Annotated in this window: 11 protein-coding genes; 5 read left to right on the top strand and 6 right to left on the bottom strand. The window is 49.7% G+C overall.

Annotated features, from left to right (window positions below; all coding sequences use genetic code 11):
- Positions 1–65 precede the first annotated feature (65 nt).
- Complete coding sequence (locus MRBLPE1_RS04450; RefSeq protein WP_364142052.1) at positions 66–1,457, bottom strand: ABC transporter substrate-binding protein; 1,392 nt, start codon at positions 1,455–1,457, stop codon at positions 66–68.
- 553 nt (positions 1,458–2,010) lie between these two features.
- Between MRBLPE1_RS04450 and tlp the strand changes: the two genes are divergently transcribed.
- Positions 2,011–2,226, top strand: coding sequence for a small acid-soluble spore protein Tlp (gene tlp / locus MRBLPE1_RS04455; RefSeq protein ID WP_364142055.1), 216 nt, complete (start codon positions 2,011–2,013; stop codon positions 2,224–2,226).
- A 108-nt stretch (positions 2,227–2,334) separates the two neighbouring features.
- Here tlp and MRBLPE1_RS04460 read toward each other — a convergent pair whose 3' ends face one another.
- Both MRBLPE1_RS04460 and MRBLPE1_RS04465 read right to left on the bottom strand, forming a co-directional pair.
- Positions 2,335–3,201 (bottom strand): MurR/RpiR family transcriptional regulator, encoded by an 867-nt coding sequence (locus MRBLPE1_RS04460; RefSeq protein WP_364142058.1) that lies wholly within the window; start codon positions 3,199–3,201, stop codon positions 2,335–2,337.
- Between the two features lie 112 nt (positions 3,202–3,313).
- Positions 3,314–4,327 (bottom strand): phosphotransferase, encoded by a 1,014-nt coding sequence (locus MRBLPE1_RS04465; RefSeq protein WP_364142061.1) that lies wholly within the window; start codon positions 4,325–4,327, stop codon positions 3,314–3,316.
- A gap of 194 nt (positions 4,328–4,521) precedes the next feature.
- Here MRBLPE1_RS04465 and MRBLPE1_RS04470 point away from each other — a divergent pair, with 194 nt between their 5' ends.
- The 3 genes from MRBLPE1_RS04470 (at position 4,522) to MRBLPE1_RS04480 (ending at position 9,828) form a co-directional block, all read left to right on the top strand.
- Positions 4,522–6,099 (top strand): FAD-dependent oxidoreductase, encoded by a 1,578-nt coding sequence (locus MRBLPE1_RS04470; protein ID WP_364142064.1) that lies wholly within the window; start codon positions 4,522–4,524, stop codon positions 6,097–6,099.
- Positions 6,100–6,281: 182 nt separating this feature from the next.
- A complete protein-coding gene (locus MRBLPE1_RS04475; protein ID WP_364142067.1) occupies positions 6,282–8,987 on the top strand; it encodes a family 10 glycosylhydrolase in 2,706 nt (901 codons plus the stop codon).
- A gap of 19 nt (positions 8,988–9,006) precedes the next feature.
- Entirely contained in the window at positions 9,007–9,828 is an 822-nt protein-coding gene (locus tag MRBLPE1_RS04480; RefSeq protein ID WP_364142070.1) for a creatininase family protein, read from the top strand.
- Positions 9,829–9,940: 112 nt separating this feature from the next.
- Here MRBLPE1_RS04480 and MRBLPE1_RS04485 read toward each other — a convergent pair whose 3' ends face one another.
- The gene (locus MRBLPE1_RS04485) at positions 9,941–10,489 is read right to left on the bottom strand and encodes an SGNH/GDSL hydrolase family protein (RefSeq protein ID WP_364142073.1); all 549 of its coding nucleotides are present in this window, start codon (positions 10,487–10,489) and stop codon (positions 9,941–9,943) included.
- A 183-nt stretch (positions 10,490–10,672) separates the two neighbouring features.
- Between MRBLPE1_RS04485 and MRBLPE1_RS04490 the strand changes: the two genes are divergently transcribed.
- Entirely contained in the window at positions 10,673–10,831 is a 159-nt protein-coding gene (locus tag MRBLPE1_RS04490) for a hypothetical protein (protein WP_364144599.1), read from the top strand.
- A 67-nt stretch (positions 10,832–10,898) separates the two neighbouring features.
- Here MRBLPE1_RS04490 and MRBLPE1_RS04495 read toward each other — a convergent pair whose 3' ends face one another.
- Positions 10,899–15,797 carry an endo-1,4-beta-xylanase gene (locus MRBLPE1_RS04495; protein WP_364142076.1) on the bottom strand — a complete coding sequence of 1,633 codons (4,899 nt, stop codon included), beginning with the start codon at positions 15,795–15,797 and terminating at the stop codon, positions 10,899–10,901.
- A 272-nt stretch (positions 15,798–16,069) separates the two neighbouring features.
- Positions 16,070–16,651, bottom strand: coding sequence for a TetR/AcrR family transcriptional regulator (locus MRBLPE1_RS04500; protein ID WP_364142079.1), 582 nt, complete (start codon positions 16,649–16,651; stop codon positions 16,070–16,072).
- Between the last annotated feature and the right edge of the window lie 226 nt (positions 16,652–16,877).

The following is a 16,877-nucleotide window of genomic DNA, read 5'->3' on the forward strand; positions in this document are numbered from 1 at the left end:
AAATGGCCGTCCATATAAAAGGACGGGAATCCCTCGTCGGGATTCCCTGCGATGCTTCTTTATTTTTATTGCGCTGCCGGTGCTTGCGTATTCAGTTCTTTATCGATCGCATCTTGGGCGATCTGTTTATTGCGCTCCAGCACGGTTTCTGGCGACTCGCCCCGATTCGCAATCGAATAGGAAATATCGCCCAAAGCTCCGCCAAGCGGGAGAAAGATCGGCTGCGCGTATTTAAGTGAATCGAGCATCACTTCAATGTCGCTTTCATCGGCAAGCAGTTGTTTCTCCGCTTCCTCGCGGTTAATCGGCTCTACCCGATCCCACATTTGAATCTGTTCCCAGATATAGGCTTTTTCTTTTGCTCTTTTTACGATTGCCGGGATATAGAACTGCACGTAATTTTCGATGCTGCCTTGCCATTTCGTTGCTTTCGGCCCTTTCGGGAAATAAACGAAGCCTTGTTCGTCCGTCATCGTCGTTCTGGTTGCGCCTTCCCATACCTCGCCTGTTACCATAGCTGCTTTGCCGGAGTTAAACATCGTCTGCGAATCGTTATAATCCTCGAAGTTCTCGTTTTTGTTGGGAGCGACGACCTTATGCACATTAAACAAATCGCTGTAGAAGCGAAGAGCTTCTAATAAGTTCGGATCGTCATAGTTGAAAACATGCTTGCCGTCTTTTTGCTGGATAAATGCGGAGTCGTTGGAATGGATGATGATCCGGGACAGATTGCCTGCGATATTGGTCATGCCCCATTGGTCGGTTACGCCGTCGCCGTTCGTATCTTTCGTGGCTTTTTTGGCGATGTCGAGGACAGCGTCCCATGTCCATTTGTCTTGCGCGATTAATTCATGGGGATCGGGCAGGCCTTCCCGCTCAAATAATGTTTTGTTGTAGTAGATCCCGGAGGCGTTGTTGATATTGGAGGTAAAGCCGTACATTTTTCCGTTTACCGATCCGTGCTGCTTCAAGCCTTCCGGCCATTTCGGATCGTCAAAATCGAAGAAATCATCTACGGGCATAAACAATCCCTGGTTGATGGCCGGCACGGCGAAATAGTAATCCAAAGGCACGATATCGGCTACCGACTCGCCGGAAAGCGCGGCATTCGTAACCATTTTTATGTTTTCGCCCCAAGGCACCTTTTCCCATACGATTTTCACGTTATATTTTTCTTCGGCAGCCCGCCACTTCTCCAGAGTGGCCGCACCTTCCGGCGTTTCCTCAGACGGACCGTCGATCCAGTGTATAATTTTCAGCGTCTCGCCGTTCATGTCGATCACAGGCTCTTCGACCGCTGGCGGCGCTTCCGTCGGGGCTGCCGTTTCGGGGGTCGCATCATTCGTGGGTTTATTTGTTGGCGTTTCATTTCCGTTACCGGAGCCTTTGCTGCATGCCGATACAAAAACGAGCGTAACCGCCAATAGAATCACAGCCAATAATTTCATTTTTCGCATAGCTTTACCCCTCCAATGGATGAAATGCAAGAGCACACTCTTACCTTACATTTGCTGCGATTTGGCTTTATTCTGGTCATCCCTCCCCGTTATCGGTTCAAGTTCTAACCCCTCATCGGTGCATGCTTGCCCATTGTGTTTGGAAGGTCTACGGCTGCGATTTATGTGATTGTCTGGTTGGTTCGGATTGCGCTGCAATTATTGCTGCCAGGAAGTTTTTTCCTTTCCTGATCACAAGATATCATTATCGGAGGAAATATTCAACAATTTTATTTTTTATGAAAAAATGATCCTTTTAAAGCAACTGCTGCTTATGAGCTTAGACCTTAAAAATATTCGTTTCCCATGTGATTCTTCCTCCTTCATAGGGATACTTTTTAAATGGGGTCATCATGGAAATTTGCTCCACTATTAATTTATATATTAGAGAAAAATACCTTTATTCTTATTGTCAGAAAATTGAATCATTCATTTGATGGCACTTTGTTGGCATAACCAAATAAGATTTGGGCCATCTTAACAAAGTATTATTGCGAGGAGAGGAGGGATTACATTGGCAAAACCAGATAACCGTGCGGATAATGCCGTACATTTGCAGCAGCATATTGACAATACGGAAGCTAATTTGCAAGAGGCAGAGGAGTACTTAAACGAATTTGCGGATGAAATATCAGCTGACGAGAAAAATACGATCGAAGCCAAAAACGAACGCCGCAAAGAAAGCATTCAATCTTTCGCCGCGGAAAAGCAGGATGAGGCTGGACAGTAAACGATTGCTTTCTTAAAACAAAAAAGGAACTGCCATTTGGCTGTTAAGCCATTTGGACAGTTCCTTCTTTTTTTGCGATACCTGCATTTCGTTTAATCGCGTTTGTTTCTAATAAAGTTTGTCTACAACGGAGCGTGCCGTTTTCTCCAGAGCTTCGGAGGCATTATTCTTCTTCTGGGAAAGCAGCGTGCACAAAATATCCAACAAATGGATCTGCGTAATTTTTGTGGACAAGGATCCGCCTTCGGTTGGCATTTCCCGGGAAGGCACCAATAAAATCGTGTTGGCATGTGCCGTAATAGGAGAACGCATATGGCTGGTTAAGCAAATCACGTCTGCGCCGTTCGCTTTAGCCTGCCGGATCGGATCGACCAGATCCCGGGTGCTTCCGGAGGTCGATATGCCGAACACGACATCCCCTTTCTTCACGAGAGAAGCGGACATCGCAATGATATGGGAGTCCCGATGCGCCTCCACGTTCATACCGATGCGCATCAGACGGTAATGAAGATCGAGCGCCGTGATTCCTGAAGAACCTACGCCGAATATATAAATTTTATCCGCGCCGAGCATCCGTTTCACCGCCCGATCCAAATCCGCGGGGTTAATAAGATCAAGCGTGTTTTTCAGCATCATCTCGTTGCGAAGCGTAATTTTCCGGGCTTTCGTCAGCGTATCGTCTGCTTCCTCGATTTCTACGTTCGAGTAAGAAGGCACATTGACGAGATCCTGCGCAATCGATAGCTTGAATTCTTGGTATCCGCGGAAGCCCAGCTTGCGGCAAAACCGGATAACGGACGTTTCCCCTACCCCTGCCTGCTCGGATAAATCCGTAACCGTCGCCATGACGGCTTCTTCGGGATTGGATTTGACATAGTCGGCCACCTTTTTCTCCGCTTTTGTCAAGGATGTATAAATACTCGAAATCAATAAGAGTGTATTCGATTGATTGATTTTTTGACCGGCCGTCTTCATCGTTATCAGCTCGCTTCATAAGTATACTTACCTTACAGAATAGATTAAGGAATGGCGCAATACAACAATAATATACATTTTTCGCGGCACATTCGATCGTAGGATTGCATCCCTAATTTCCCTGGTTCACCCACTCAGACCAAACCTCGATGTTAGCAGCGAGCTCCTTTAAGGACGAGAAGGTCAACTGTACCTGCTCGGCGCCCATACGCTGCTCCGATTCTCCGAAAATATCGGTTCTGAGCGATCGTCTCATATTGTACTCCAGCCAATCGAGCATGCCGCCCATCCTGCCGTAGAAGCCCTCCTCTACGTTAGTCAGCGCGTTCCCCCCCGCTTTTCGATAGGAATTAATCATCGCCATAAAAAGCTCTTTATTCACTTGGCCGGCGTCGAGCCCGCTCCAGCTTAAAGCCGCATCTAGAAGTTCCATCGTCGGATTTGTCGGACCTGCCGCCTCCCAATCGATAATATAGGGATGACACCGCTCTTTCCAGATGACGTTTTTCGGATTTAAATCGCGATGACCGACGGTCAGCCTCTGATTCAACACGCTGCTCGCGCCGACAAAACGCCCGTTCCATTCCAGCAGTTCCGCAAGTCCGCGGTCGATTTGCTGCGCCCAACGCTCCCCTTTCCGGATGCCCTCCTCGGCTAACGCTCTCCAATGCTCCTGTCCAAAGGATTTCCAGACAGGGACAGGCTGCTCCCGGAAATTCATATGGTGAATGTTATGCAGCAGCGTTCCGATCATGCTTGCGTGCTCCGTTCGACAGTCGCTAGGAGCCAAAACGGATCCGTCGATCCAATCAAACAGCATAACGGTCGTACCTGATATCTGGTTAAGAGGATTATCGTTAACTCTCTTTGCCGAAACGACGGGTATACCCGCCATGGCCGCTGCTGCCGCAATCCGCTCCGAAAGCATATAGTTCGCCATGACACCTTCTCTGGACATAATTTCAGGATTCAACAGCTTCAATGCAAAATGTCCGGTCGTCGTCCGCAATTCCCACATCCGGTGCAGCAAGCCTCCGGAGACCGGCATAAGCTCGCCTAAAGGTCGCCCTATTTCGTAATGATCGCAAATCGCCGTAATCCATTGCATGTTGATATCCTGAGCCACCCTATTTCCTCCCCTGCCCCATCGTCACTGGCAAACGATAGGATAATGTTCCGAGATCGACACTGAAGCGCTCCAACCGCCAACGATAAGAAAAAGATATTTTTTTTAATTTTAACATAATAAGTGGATATAATCTCTATCCCATGATACGATATAGCAAATTTTCATTTCAAGTCTAGAGAGGCGGGAAAGGGATGGAAAGTCAAACGGGCACAGCAGACGTTATCGTTGTTGGCGGAGGGTTAGGCGGCTGCATGGCAGCACTGTCCGCAGTGAAGCTTGGCATGAACGTGATCTTAACTGAAGCCACGGATTGGATAGGCGGACAGTTGACCAGTCAGGCGGTTCCACCGGATGAGCATCCTTGGATTGAGAGCTTTGGCTGCACAAGCACCTACCGCGAGTTCCGCGACCGTATCCGGCGCTATTACAAGGAAAACTACCCGTTAACGGATGCGGCCAAAAATAACGAGCGTTTGAATCCGGGCAACGGCTGGGTCAGCCGGCTCTGCCATGAACCGAAAGCTGCGCTTCATGTACTGGAAGCCATGCTGGCTCCCTACATAAGCAGCGGACGCCTCACTCTTCTTCTCGGCTGGCAGGTTGAATCCGCGGAAACGAACGATGACCGCATTGATACCGTCCATATCAAGCATTCGGATGGAAGAATCAAGAAGCTGCGCGGTTCCTACTATCTCGATGCGACGGAATGCGGCGACCTTCTCCCGCTTGCCGGGGTTGAATACGTTTCAGGCGCGGAAGCCAAAAGCGAGACCGGGGAGCCGCACGCGCTCGATTTTGCCGATGCCCTCGATATGCAGTCTTTTACGTATGTATTTGCGCTCGATCATATCGAGAACGGAAATTTCACGATTGCAAAGCCAGAGCAGTATGACTTTTGGCGGAGCTTCATACCGGCGCATTCGCGGTTTCCTTTGTTCGGATGGAAAATGGGAGATCTACACGACCCGAGCATCGATAAAGAGATCGTCTTCCTACCGGATGGCAAGGAGCCGATGCCGTTCTGGACTTACCGGCGCATCTTGGACCGTTCATTGTTTTCGGAAGGATTTCTTGAAAGCGACATCACGTTAATTAACTGGGCACAAAACGATTATTATTTGGGACCGATCTATGGGGTATCGGAGGAAGAAAGACAAACGCATCTGAAGGGAGCGCGCCAGCAAAGCTTGTCGCTCGTTTATTGGCTGCAAACCGAGGCGCCTCGGCCGGATGGCGGCAAAGGCTATCCGGGTCTTAGGCTTCGCGGGGATGTGCTGGGTACCGAAGACGGCATCGCCAAGCATCCCTATATCCGGGAATCGCGCAGAATTAAAGCGGTCTACACCATTACGGAGCATGACGTAAGCCTTGAAATTCGGGGAACCGAGGGCATAAAGCGGTATGAGGACAGTGTAGGGGTCGGAAGCTATCATCTGGATCTTCATACTACCACGAAATCCAACCGCGGCTTCTTTATTCCCAGCCTTCCTTACGAGATTCCTCTCGGAGCATTCCTACCGGTCCGGGTGAAAAATCTGCTCCCTGCTTGTAAAAATATTGGAACGACCCAAATCACGAACGGCTGTTACCGGCTTCACCCGACGGAATGGAATATCGGGGAAGCTGCCGGCTATTTAGCCGCTTACTCCATGATGAATCAAGTTACCCCGCATGAGGTCCGCGAGAATAAGGAACATCTGAACGCTTTTCTAACCCTGATTACGAATCAAGGCATCGAGACGCATTGGCCGGATTCTATGAAGCTGTAGAACCGAATTAAAAATAAAATCCTCTTTTTATTAATTTTATGGAAAATAACTCCGCTTGCTGTTACACTACTGCTAGAGAAACCATCCATCATGAACATGAACAGCCTACTTCATCCGGGAGGCGGTGAGCGGTCAGCGTTCTGTTTTATGCGTACAAATTAGAATTCGAGGTGTATGCCATGATGAGAAAACGATTGGTTCATTTCGTTCTTTGTATTCCCCTTCTTCTAATCAGCATTTCATCTACCGCTTTTTCCGAATCCGCTTCATCTCCCCCTCCTTCCATCACGCTCGGAGACGGATCCACTCACAGGATTGACCTGATTGACCAGGAGAGAGAAGACGGCAAGCTCTCCATCTTCACCCGAAACTATGGCAGTACGACGAAGCCCCCGCTCCCTCAAACAATGGAAGCGATCATCACTAACGATATTGTCACCGCAAAATACGCAGGCAGCACGAAAGGCACTTATATTCCTTCCAATGGATACGTATTATCCGGGACAGGAAGCGCCGCAGCCTTGATCGATCGCTTACAAATCGGCGATTCGATTACGGCGAACTTCCCTATCCCTATTTTTCCAAGCAAATATTTCATTCTAAACGGCGAGGTCGTACCGATCACGCAAGTCAATGCCGGACGAGGGGCAGCGGACATCGTCCTCTATTTGCCGGCCTACGGCCCAGCCACAAATACGAATCCGTGGGGTATGGATATCACCGTCGAAGGCGGTAAGGTAACGAAGATATCCGCCATGATGCAGGATGCGAGCGGCAATTGGGTCGATAATAGCTCGCCGATTCCCGCGGACGGATACGTCCTTTCCATTCAGGCTGAAAGTCCGTTCTACAATAAATTAAACGGAACTGTGCAGATAGGGGATGCGGTTGAATTGAATATGAGCAATGAAGTGCTGATTCAAGCCTCCAAAACAGCGTACGACGCCTTAAATCCCAAATCGAGAGAAGATAATCCGGGCGGCTGGGACGACGGAAGCAATGCGCCGTTCCCCGGTAACCGCGGAGCCGACCAGCTGATCGTTTACGACAGCAGCTATGGGGCATCAACCGGAACAAACCCTTGGGGATATGAGGTGATTGTGAATGCGGACGGCAAGGTATCGCATGTCGGAGGCAATAATTCCAGCATTCCGACCGGCGGCTATGTCTTGTCGGGTCATGGCGTCAAAGCGAGCTGGCTGAACGAGCAGGTATCCGTCGGCAGCACCTTTATCCTGCTGCCGGACAAGAAGCAGGCGCTTTTTCTGTTCACTCCCGAATCCTACCTGGATAAAGCGCAATTAGGCATTAAAGCTGCAGAGGAAAGGCTGCTCCTCTCCAAGCAGCAGTTTCTTGACGTGAACTACACCGGAATCGAGCAGCAAATCGCATCCGCGCAAGCTGGCATCGAGGAATTGAAGGATTCTATCGCACAAGGGGATTTCACTTCCTTTACCGAAGGGTTTGCCAAGCTGAATGAGCAGGTTGAAACAGCCAGCTACATGAGCTATGAATCGCGAGCTGTGGACCACCGGTCCATTTGGATTCGTCCGAAAGAAACGAGCCTGGAGCAGGTCCAGCAGCATATCGCAAAGCTGCATGCCTTAAATATCAACTCCATCTACCTCGAAACATGGTGGAACGGGTTCACGATTTACCCTACGAGCCATCCGCTTGCCGCTCAAAATCCGATTTACGGCAGCTTCGACGTGCTGGATGCTTATATGAAAGAAGCTGACAAAGCAGGCATCGAGGTGCATGCTTGGGTCGAGAACTTCCTGGTCGGCGTCGGAAGTGCTGTCGGTCCAGTCAAAGCTTTAAAGCCCGAATGGTCCATGATCAGCAGAAAAGGCCATGATTACCAGGATGTTCCGCTCTACAATACGCAGTACTATTTTCTCAATCCGGCAAGGCCTGAAGCAAGAGATTTCATCTCGGAAATTTACAAGGAATTGCTGCAAAAATACGATGTTGACGGCTTGCATTTGGACTATATCCGCTATCCCGATGCCGGGGATTACACAAACGACTTCGGCTATGACTCCTATACGCGGGATCTGTTCAAGCAGCAGTACGGCGCTGATCCGATAGACCTGCATCCTGGCGATGAGCTATGGCGTGAATGGGTTGATTTAAGAAAAAATACGATTAACGAGTTCGTCTACCGAATCTCCAGCGAAGCGAAAAAGCTTAAGCCGGATATCCGGGTGTCCGCCGCCGTATGGCCCAACTACGTGGATGGACCGGAATTTATGCATCAGGAGCCAAAGGACTGGATAGCCAAAAATTATATTGATCAGCTCTTCCCTATGTCCTATCACCCGGATGCCACTTCGGTAGCCGCTGACTCGCTTAACTCCGTGGCGCTCGCGAACAACAAGGCTTTGATCGTCATCGGAGTCGGAACGAATCTCGGCTTGACGAAGGAAATGCTGCTGAATCAGATTAACGACTCTATCGCTGTCGGCGCCTCCGGCTCCGCCTTGTTCGAATTCGAATCCTTGTTCGAGAATGAATACGACAAGGCGCTTTTGGCAGGCCTTTACAGCAAGCAAGCCATCGTGCCCGATAAAAATCCTTTGTTGTCCTTGAAAACGATCGTTTCCGAGATGCAGCGCAAGATCAAAACGATCTATTTACCCTTCAAAGGAATGTCCGACGGTAAAAAGTATGAAAAAGAGCTGGAGAAGCTCGAGGAAGCATGGAAGGATAAAAAGGCGGCCAGCAAAGAAGGCGAAGAAAGCTTGAAAAAGATAAGCAAGCTGGTCGAACGGATTGACACCGATCCTTCTTTGAACGAGGAAGTGAAGAAGCGAATGAAAGCGGATTTAAGCTATCTTCACACGATTATTTCCGTCTTTCTATCGAAAGCGCCAAATGGAGCTTAACGGGGAAAGGACGAACTCCATGTTATGGGAAAACTTAACCGTCAAACAGTTTGAAGCTGCTCTCGAATCGACCGGCCGCGTATGCGTGCTGCCAATCGGCTGTCTGGAGAAGCATGGCGATCATCTGCCCCTTGGTACCGATATGATGATCGCGCGGGAAATCGCTGAAAAATCCGCCGAAATCGAACCCTTCGTCTTATTTCCATATTATATTTTCGGCCAGGTATCCGAGGTCAAGCATTATGCGGGCACCGTTGCTCTCAGCAGCGAGCTCCAGCTGCGCCTCTTGCAGGAAGTATGCAAGGAAATCAGGCGAAACGGCTTCAATAAGATCGTCTTGGCAAACGGGCATGGCGGCAACAATAACCTTCTGGGCTATTTTGTTCAGACGATGCTGGATGAAAGGAAGGATTATGTCGTATTTGCGTATAACCTATGGGAATTAAACGCAGACCAGCTGGCGCATCTCGATCAAAGCTATGAAACGCCAGACAATTATGGCCATGCCGACCATATGGAAACCTCCCAAATCCTTCATATGAACCCTGATCTGGTCCATATGGATCGATTGAACCCGGGGGAATGGGTATCCATGGAGCGCGGACGCCCGCTCACCGAACATAAGCTGTCCGCAGGTATTCACTGGTATATGGATTTCCCGAATCAGATCGCGGGTGATCCCTCCCTTTCATCGGCTGCGTACGGCAAGGAGTACATTTCGTTCTGTGCGGCTAATTTTTCCAAAGCGATCCATGCCGTCAAGAATGATCATGACTCCTTAAAGCTGCAGACGGAGTTTTTTGACCGATGCGATGACGTAAGCAATATCCGTCAAGCGTAAGCGGCTGTCTCCGTCGGCATTGGCAAAAGGCAGTAAAAAATGGCAGTCCAGCGCCTGTTTCCCAGGCTTGGGCTGCCATTTTACGGTTATGGTTATGATATCTGTATACCATTTATAAATATTTATGTATGTGCTCGATAACCTGTTCCGCGCATCTGCGGTTGCCCGTTTCGGATAAATGCAGTTTGTCTTCGCATATATTTTCGTTTAGGTCTTGTTTTACGAGCCGATTCAAATCATTGACTTCAATGCCGGTGCTGTCCATCAGCCTCGCTGCAGCCGCGTTGTATAAATCAATTTCGGCGTTGCTGCGCCCCGTCGCGTCTGCCGGAACCGGCGTCGTAGTGGCGAATATGATTCGCGCACCCGTTCGCTGAAGCTCGTTCGCTGTTCGTTTAAGCGTTTCCAAGTATTCATCGAGAGAAGTCAGCGCTTCTACCATCGGCGCTTCATGGTGCAAATCCCATAATCCATTATTCCAATGGACAATATCCGGTTTTCCCAGCTCCTTTATCCACAAATTGACGCCCCAAAGCGTATGCTTGGCAAATCTGCCGTTCTCTGCCGGCGCGACAACCTCCGCCTTCTCTTTCAACGCCTCTCTCACAAGCGGCTCATAGCCCATACGGATGGAATCACCTAGAAGAAGCACCCTTTTCATCTTCTCACCTTCCTCCCAAAATTATATATAGTATAGTTCTACAAGGGAATTTTAACCACTGTCTTGGACTGAATTCGAGAATTATTTTTTCGTTATAAACCGAACCTATTAGGAATAAGACGATGTTTATTTTCACAAAGATAAGTGTAATTACACGTACAAAGATTACAGGAGGTGTTTGCCGTGAAGATCATGATTTCCGCTTCGGAAGCAATGGAAAAAGGGGTATGGAAGGAGATCCTCCGTCTCTTCGGCAGAGACGAAGATGAGGAATTTTGGCCCCAAGAGGAGTTTATTTTATCGGAGGAGCAAGCGCTTCTCTTGCAGCTTATAAAAAAATAGCTTCGTGACTGCCTTATAAAAAAACGGATGCCTCTTCCCTAGGAAAGAGGCATCCGTTTTTTTATATTTAGATTAGATGAAGCAGCTGATCAAGAATTACCGCTGCTTGTGCCCGATTGGCGGCTGCCTTCGGAGCAAAGCTGCCGTCTGGCATTCCATTGATAATGCCGGATTGCTGCATGGCCGAGACGGACTCGCGCGCGTAATCAGCAATCGATGCACTGTCTGCGAACACTTTTGACACGTTATCCCGATTCAATGTCAGCCCCGCCGCAGACAAAGCTCTGTGCGTCATGACCGCCATATCCTCGCGCGTAATCAGGTCTTGAACCCCAAAAGTTCCATCTTGTTTGCCTTTGACGATGCCGAGTTGGTAAGCCGCCGCAATGGCAACGGAATACCATTTGCCTTCCTGGACATCGCTGAAAGGCTGATTCGCGCCATCCGCTTGCAAAGCCAGCGTCTGGACGAGCATTTGCACGAATTCGGCTCTGGTAACATCTTTCTTCGGCGCGAAGGATTCAGCCGATAAGCCTTTTACGATATCCCGCGCCGCCAAGGCGGAGATGCTGTCTTTGGCCCATGCTGCCTGATCCAGATCGGTGAAGCTCACCTGAACGTCTGCGGCTGCGTATTTGCTGAAGTGCTTGGCATCGAATTCAACCGTACCCGAGGCCGGAATATAACGTCCGTTTTTGATCACCTCTAGGCTGCCGCTGTCCGAAATGTAGTAGATCACGACTGCCCCTGCGTTCTCCCCCGGCTTGAGCGTATAGGGAATCGAGACATGAATCGCTTGGTCCGCGCCGAATTGGCTGATTTGTTCCCCGCCTACGCTTAGGTTGAAGTCAAGCACCGCGTTGTTCCCAACCTTGCTGCGAACCTCTTCGGACAACTTCGCTGGATCCACTTTGCTGACGCTCAAGGCGACATCGGCTGTCTGATCCGAGCCTGCGAACAACGAGCTCGGAAGCTCCAGCTTGGCAAGGCCCGTGTCGATCTGGATCCTTTTCACGCCGGCCTCGGCTGCGGCCTGCAATTGACCGACTGGCAGCTTGGCAATGATTGTATTCGCGCTGCTTGGCGCTTTGATTTCGAACCCGATGCGGCCGGCCTTGACATCTTTCAATGCCTCGGCAAAAGCTTGCTGACCGATGCTTGCCATCGCTTTACCATCGGCATCCACAGTCGCAGTGACCTCATTGGCCGGAACGGCCGGTCCTTGACTTGAAGAAGAACCTTGCTGGGATCCCGGGCCAGGCTGTTCCGCAAACTGCACGACGCCGAATCTCGACGTATTTGCGTAGGACTGGCCAGTCGGGTCATTCCAGGTTAACACGCTGTCTCGCGTGCCGCCGTCTTGATCGTTATTTACTTGGAAATCGAACCCGAGTAAGGTTCCGTCAGCCGGCGTAATCGTATCAAGCGAGATGGCTGCTTCTACGATATAACCGCCGGAGATTTGCTTGGCGGCGGACGTATAATTGTCATTTGTTGCATGGCCGCCGACCGTCTTCACGTTGTTGTAGTTGATTCGGTACTGGCCGTCATCATCTTGGTAGCTGGCTGTTTTTCCATTGTTTTGGTCGACGAAAATCTCAACCGAATCCTGCTCCCAATCATTGGAGATGGCATCGCTTAATAGGCTGTCCGTTACGACGGCGTAAACATATAAGTGCTCCTTATCCCACATCGTACGGAAATCCGCTTTTGCGACGGCCCCATTGTTCTGCTCCACCAACACTTCGGTTGTATAAACCGCCGCATTAGCCCATGCGTCGTCCATATTTCCGTCTATCGCAGGCGTTCCATAGGCAGCGCTCGCCAATTTGGCACCCGCGATATAAGTCAGCACGGCATATCCTTGACTACCGCTGTCCTGTGAACTCCCCGGATCGCTCAAGGAGACGATCACGCCGTTACCGCCCTGCTCGGTACCGTCGTTAATCCCCTTGTCGGTAACTCTTGCATCAAACTTCACTTGCTTGCCAAGCGTTCCGTTCAGCGGGATTGCCGTTTCCAGAACATAACCGCCCGTAACCTCAGTCATGGATGCGTGGTTACGCGGGAATGTCAGCTTCTGGATGCCGTTGTTGTCGGTAAACAGCTCGATTTGATCCGTTGCGGTATTGGTCGTGTCTTTAACCGCTACGCGAACATAGAGATTTTGCGCATCCCACAAGGTCTTCACGTCTGCCGCAAGCGTACCTAATTGCTCGGTCTGCAAGGCCGGCACCATATTCCACACCAGGTCTGTGGCATGGTCCATGACCGGCGTGCCTTGTGCTGCATTTGCTGCTTTTGCCGTTACCGGGAGTTTGGAAGGCGTCAGCGTCTTAACCGCCTCGATCATACCCCAATATGCATATTTGGCCTGGTATTGCATGTTGAAAGGGAATGGCGCGTCCTGTCTCTGGATTGGACGGTTATGAAGCCATGTATGATCATCGGCAATGCCCCAAAGCGTAACATTACTGATCCATCCTTCCGGATTGCCCGCAGTGATGCCCATTTCATCCAGACGAACCAGTTCCTTGAACAATTCTTTATAGCGATAGCCTTGCTTAACGAGAAGATCCTCCGGAACCGTCTCGTAGCTTGTGCTGTTATTCGCATAGACCGAGACGTCCAGCTCTGTCAGCTGGTTGTCAAAGCCGGCTTCTGCGAATTTCTTGATCGAATCGGAAATTTGCTGTACGGAAGGTCCGCTAATATTGATATGCGTCTGATGGCCCACGCCATCAATCGGGACGCCCTCGGCTTTGAGCGTTGTCGCCAAGTTGTACAAGAAGTCGCGTTTCTTCGGATCATGCGTATTGTAATCGTTGATATAAAGCTTCGCGCTTGGAAGCTCTTGGCGTGCGACGGTAAACGCTGTTTTGATGAAGTCTGTCCCAGTCAGCCGGAACCATTCGCTCTTCCGCATGCCATCCGGCTGTCCTTCGTCAATTACCTCGTTTACGACGTCTATGGCATGGATGGCTGCACCCATGTTCTTAAAGTGGCGCGTTACGGTTTGAATGTAAGCGGTCAATCTGTCGAGCACCAGCTGCTTGTTCGCAGGCGTGGCTGCAAGCGGCTCGTTATTCTCATCCTTGAACATCCACTCTGCAGCCTGCTGATGCCATGCAAGGGTATGCAATCGGAAGTCTAACTCATGGTCTACCGCGTATTGCGCGATCTTATCTGCCGAAGACCAATTCCACACGCCAGCCGACGGGCTCAGCGATTGCGGTTTCATCGAGTTCTCGGCAACGATGGAGCTGTAATGGTAGTCCAGCAGCTCATGAACATCGCCTTCAAGCTGCGGCGGCTCAACCGCGGCGCCAATCTTGAAGTAATCGGCATAGACTTCCTTCAAATGATCAATGTCCGTTTGGATGGGCATAGGTCCTGCAACAGGGCCGGCATAGGACAATTCGAAGTCGTCCGTGTAAAACGATCTAGCATCAATGATGCTATCTGCCGCTTCGATATAAGCATTCAATACGCCGGGCGTAGTTGCAACGGTGAAGGTACCTTTCAGCTGCACCCATTGATCGGACGTTACCGTGGTGTTCTGGGAGACGTTCGTGTAGGACCCTTCGCCATGCTGTACGGACATTCGCAGTACAGTAGGCGTTTGGCCGGGTGCCATTTTCACCCATGCGGACAGGTTATACTTGTGGCCCTTGTGCATCTTGCCAAGCACGCTGAGCAGCGGCCCGTCATATTGCTGGCTTACAGTAGTCAGCAAGCTTTTGGAGCCCCCTGGAGAATGGTTGTCAGCTGTCGATACACTGATATTGCCGGATCCGCTTCTGCGCACCCAAGCGCCTTGCCCATCCTCAAAATCGGCCTGGACGCCGGATTGATCAACGTCTTCTTCATCTGGTATCGTCTCTGGCGTTACATCCTTGATTACAACCTCATCGATGTAGATGTCCGCCGTGGACGTCGAATCAGTAACGGATTCGACCCAAATGCGGAGTTCAGCCGTATTCGTCGGAACCTCAAAGTTCTTCAGCTCGAATGAGGTCCAATCGGAAGAGGTTACCTCTGTGTTGCCGATCAGCCAAGGGTATTTGTTATCAAGCAGCGGAGAATCGACTTTCGATGAAAGATGAAGCGTGTCGCTCCCTTCGCCAAGCTTGACCTTCAAGGAAACATCGTAAACATGCTCGGATTTCATCAAACCGGTCAGGTTGATGGAAGGACTGCTTGAACGCGAAGCCCGACCGCTGAACTTCAACGACTTGGAGCCTTCGTAAGCATAAGTCGAAGAAACCTCAGCGGTTCCGGCACCGCCCCAGGACAGGTTTTCCCAGCCGCCGGTATGTCCGTCTTCAAAGTTTTGGGACAAGACGAGGGTTCCCGGCGGGATCGGGGTTGTCGGTTCGTCCGGCGGCGTCGGTTCGGAATCGGGCAGCGAGACAAGCTTGACTTCGAAGGTATCGATGTAATAAGCGACGGTGGCATTATCGGTGGATTGCACGTACACTTGATAGCCGGTCGCTCTGGCGTCTACGGTTAATTGTCCTTGCAGCAAGACCCAGTCACCTTCCGTTACCTGTTTCGAGTCAATTCTGGCATAAGCTGCCGGATCGCCGTTCGGCAGACCCGATTGGTTAATCGTCAGCTCAACGGCAGCCGAGCCGGCTGTTCCTTCCATTAATTTGGCGTAAATGGAGAAGTCATAAGCTGCACCTGGCAGCAATGTGTCAGCAGCATTGATTCCTGGACCGTTCCACATCGCGGTACGGCCGGCAGAGAGCAAGCTCCCTGCTCCGCTTTGGGCGGCTGCCGTGCTTTGCGTTACGGTTTCGCTTCCGCGCTTAAACCAACCATCGGTTCCGGTCTCGAAGCTGCTGCTCATGACCGTATCCCCCGGCGCTGCGGCGTCTACAGTTGAAACTCCCCAGCCTTGAGGCGCAATGATCGCGATGCACAAGATGATGGCTAATACAGCGTTTAGCTTTTTTCGCATTTCTTGTTATCCCCCTTTAAACATAATGGCCAACCCTTGATAAACGGTGAAGCATTTTAGCGGATACGCTTTCGGCAAACGCTTTCATAATTGGCTTCACTCCTCTTCTTGATCTATTATGTCGGGTATTCAGGCTGGTTGTAACCTTACAAACTATAGACGTTACTGTAAGAAGTAAATATGTTTTCCGTTCTGCCAATAGAAAAACCATTGATTCTCAAGGGTTTAGAAGTTTGCATAGAAAAGTGCCTACTTTGATTAAACGATTATCCTTATCGTGATATTGACCGCAGCAAAGAAAATTGTTTGGCGAGAAAAAGCGGCGTATACGGCATGTCATTGCGAAGCCATGCAATGATGGTACCGATCAAGGCAGAAGAACCGTACCATATCGCAATGTCCTTTTGAATGCTTGCTTTTACAAGGAAAGAATCGTTCTCCCCCAGCCTTTCGGTAACCAATTTCGCAAGAAGCTTCAACAGACGATCCGAAAAGATCGTTGTTCGATTTATAGCGAGAATGACTTTATAAAACTTTGCATGCTTGGAAATATGCTCAAGCAGATTCACCAGCATCGGCCAATCCTCTTCTTCTGCCGAATTAGAAGGCAGCGGCGTATTATCCAAAACCTGATGAATGTCTTCGATCATATCATTCGCCATCTTTTCCAGCATATCCGGGATGTCCCGATAATGCAGATAAAAAGTAACGCGGTTGATGGTGGCACGTTTTGCCAGTCGATTTACCGATATTTTTTCGATATCCATTTCCTGAAGCAGCTCAATAAAGGCGTCTCTAAGCAATTGACGTGTCCGGAGTATACGAGGATCTGTTCGCGGCGTTGAATTATCCATATCCTACTCCTTTCCATAATTTTGTAAACTACAATTTAAGAGCTTTCGTCGAACATCTTTAAGATAAACGACATAAATACTTTTATTGTAAACTACTTTACACTTCATTCGATTTTTGTCGCTTGTAAACCCATTAAATCTGCCTATAATCTAATTTATACACTGTAAATTATATAACACAGTGTAAATTAAGTCTATATAGAGAAGAATTGAAAGGATGGAGTAG

Source organism: Paenibacillus sp. LPE1-1-1.1, from assembly GCF_040676435.1.
Lineage (GTDB): Bacteria > Bacillota > Bacilli > Paenibacillales > Paenibacillaceae > Pristimantibacillus.

Excerpts from the sequence above, each read along its gene's own strand:
- MRBLPE1_RS04475 (WP_364142067.1), top strand. The coding sequence starts at position 6,282 with ATGAGAAAACGATTGGTTCATTTCGTTCTTTGTATTCCCCTTCTTCTA.
- MRBLPE1_RS04450 (WP_364142052.1), bottom strand. The coding sequence starts at position 1,457 with ATGCGAAAAATGAAATTATTGGCTGTGATTCTATTGGCGGTTACGCTC.
- MRBLPE1_RS04470 (WP_364142064.1), top strand. The coding sequence starts at position 4,522 with ATGGAAAGTCAAACGGGCACAGCAGACGTTATCGTTGTTGGCGGAGGG.
- MRBLPE1_RS04485 (WP_364142073.1), bottom strand. The coding sequence starts at position 10,489 with ATGAAAAGGGTGCTTCTTCTAGGTGATTCCATCCGTATGGGCTATGAG.
- MRBLPE1_RS04460 (WP_364142058.1), bottom strand. The coding sequence starts at position 3,201 with ATGAAGACGGCCGGTCAAAAAATCAATCAATCGAATACACTCTTATTG.
- MRBLPE1_RS04500 (WP_364142079.1), bottom strand. The coding sequence starts at position 16,651 with ATGGATAATTCAACGCCGCGAACAGATCCTCGTATACTCCGGACACGT.
- MRBLPE1_RS04480 (WP_364142070.1), top strand. The coding sequence starts at position 9,007 with ATGTTATGGGAAAACTTAACCGTCAAACAGTTTGAAGCTGCTCTCGAA.
- MRBLPE1_RS04495 (WP_364142076.1), bottom strand. The coding sequence starts at position 15,797 with ATGCGAAAAAAGCTAAACGCTGTATTAGCCATCATCTTGTGCATCGCG.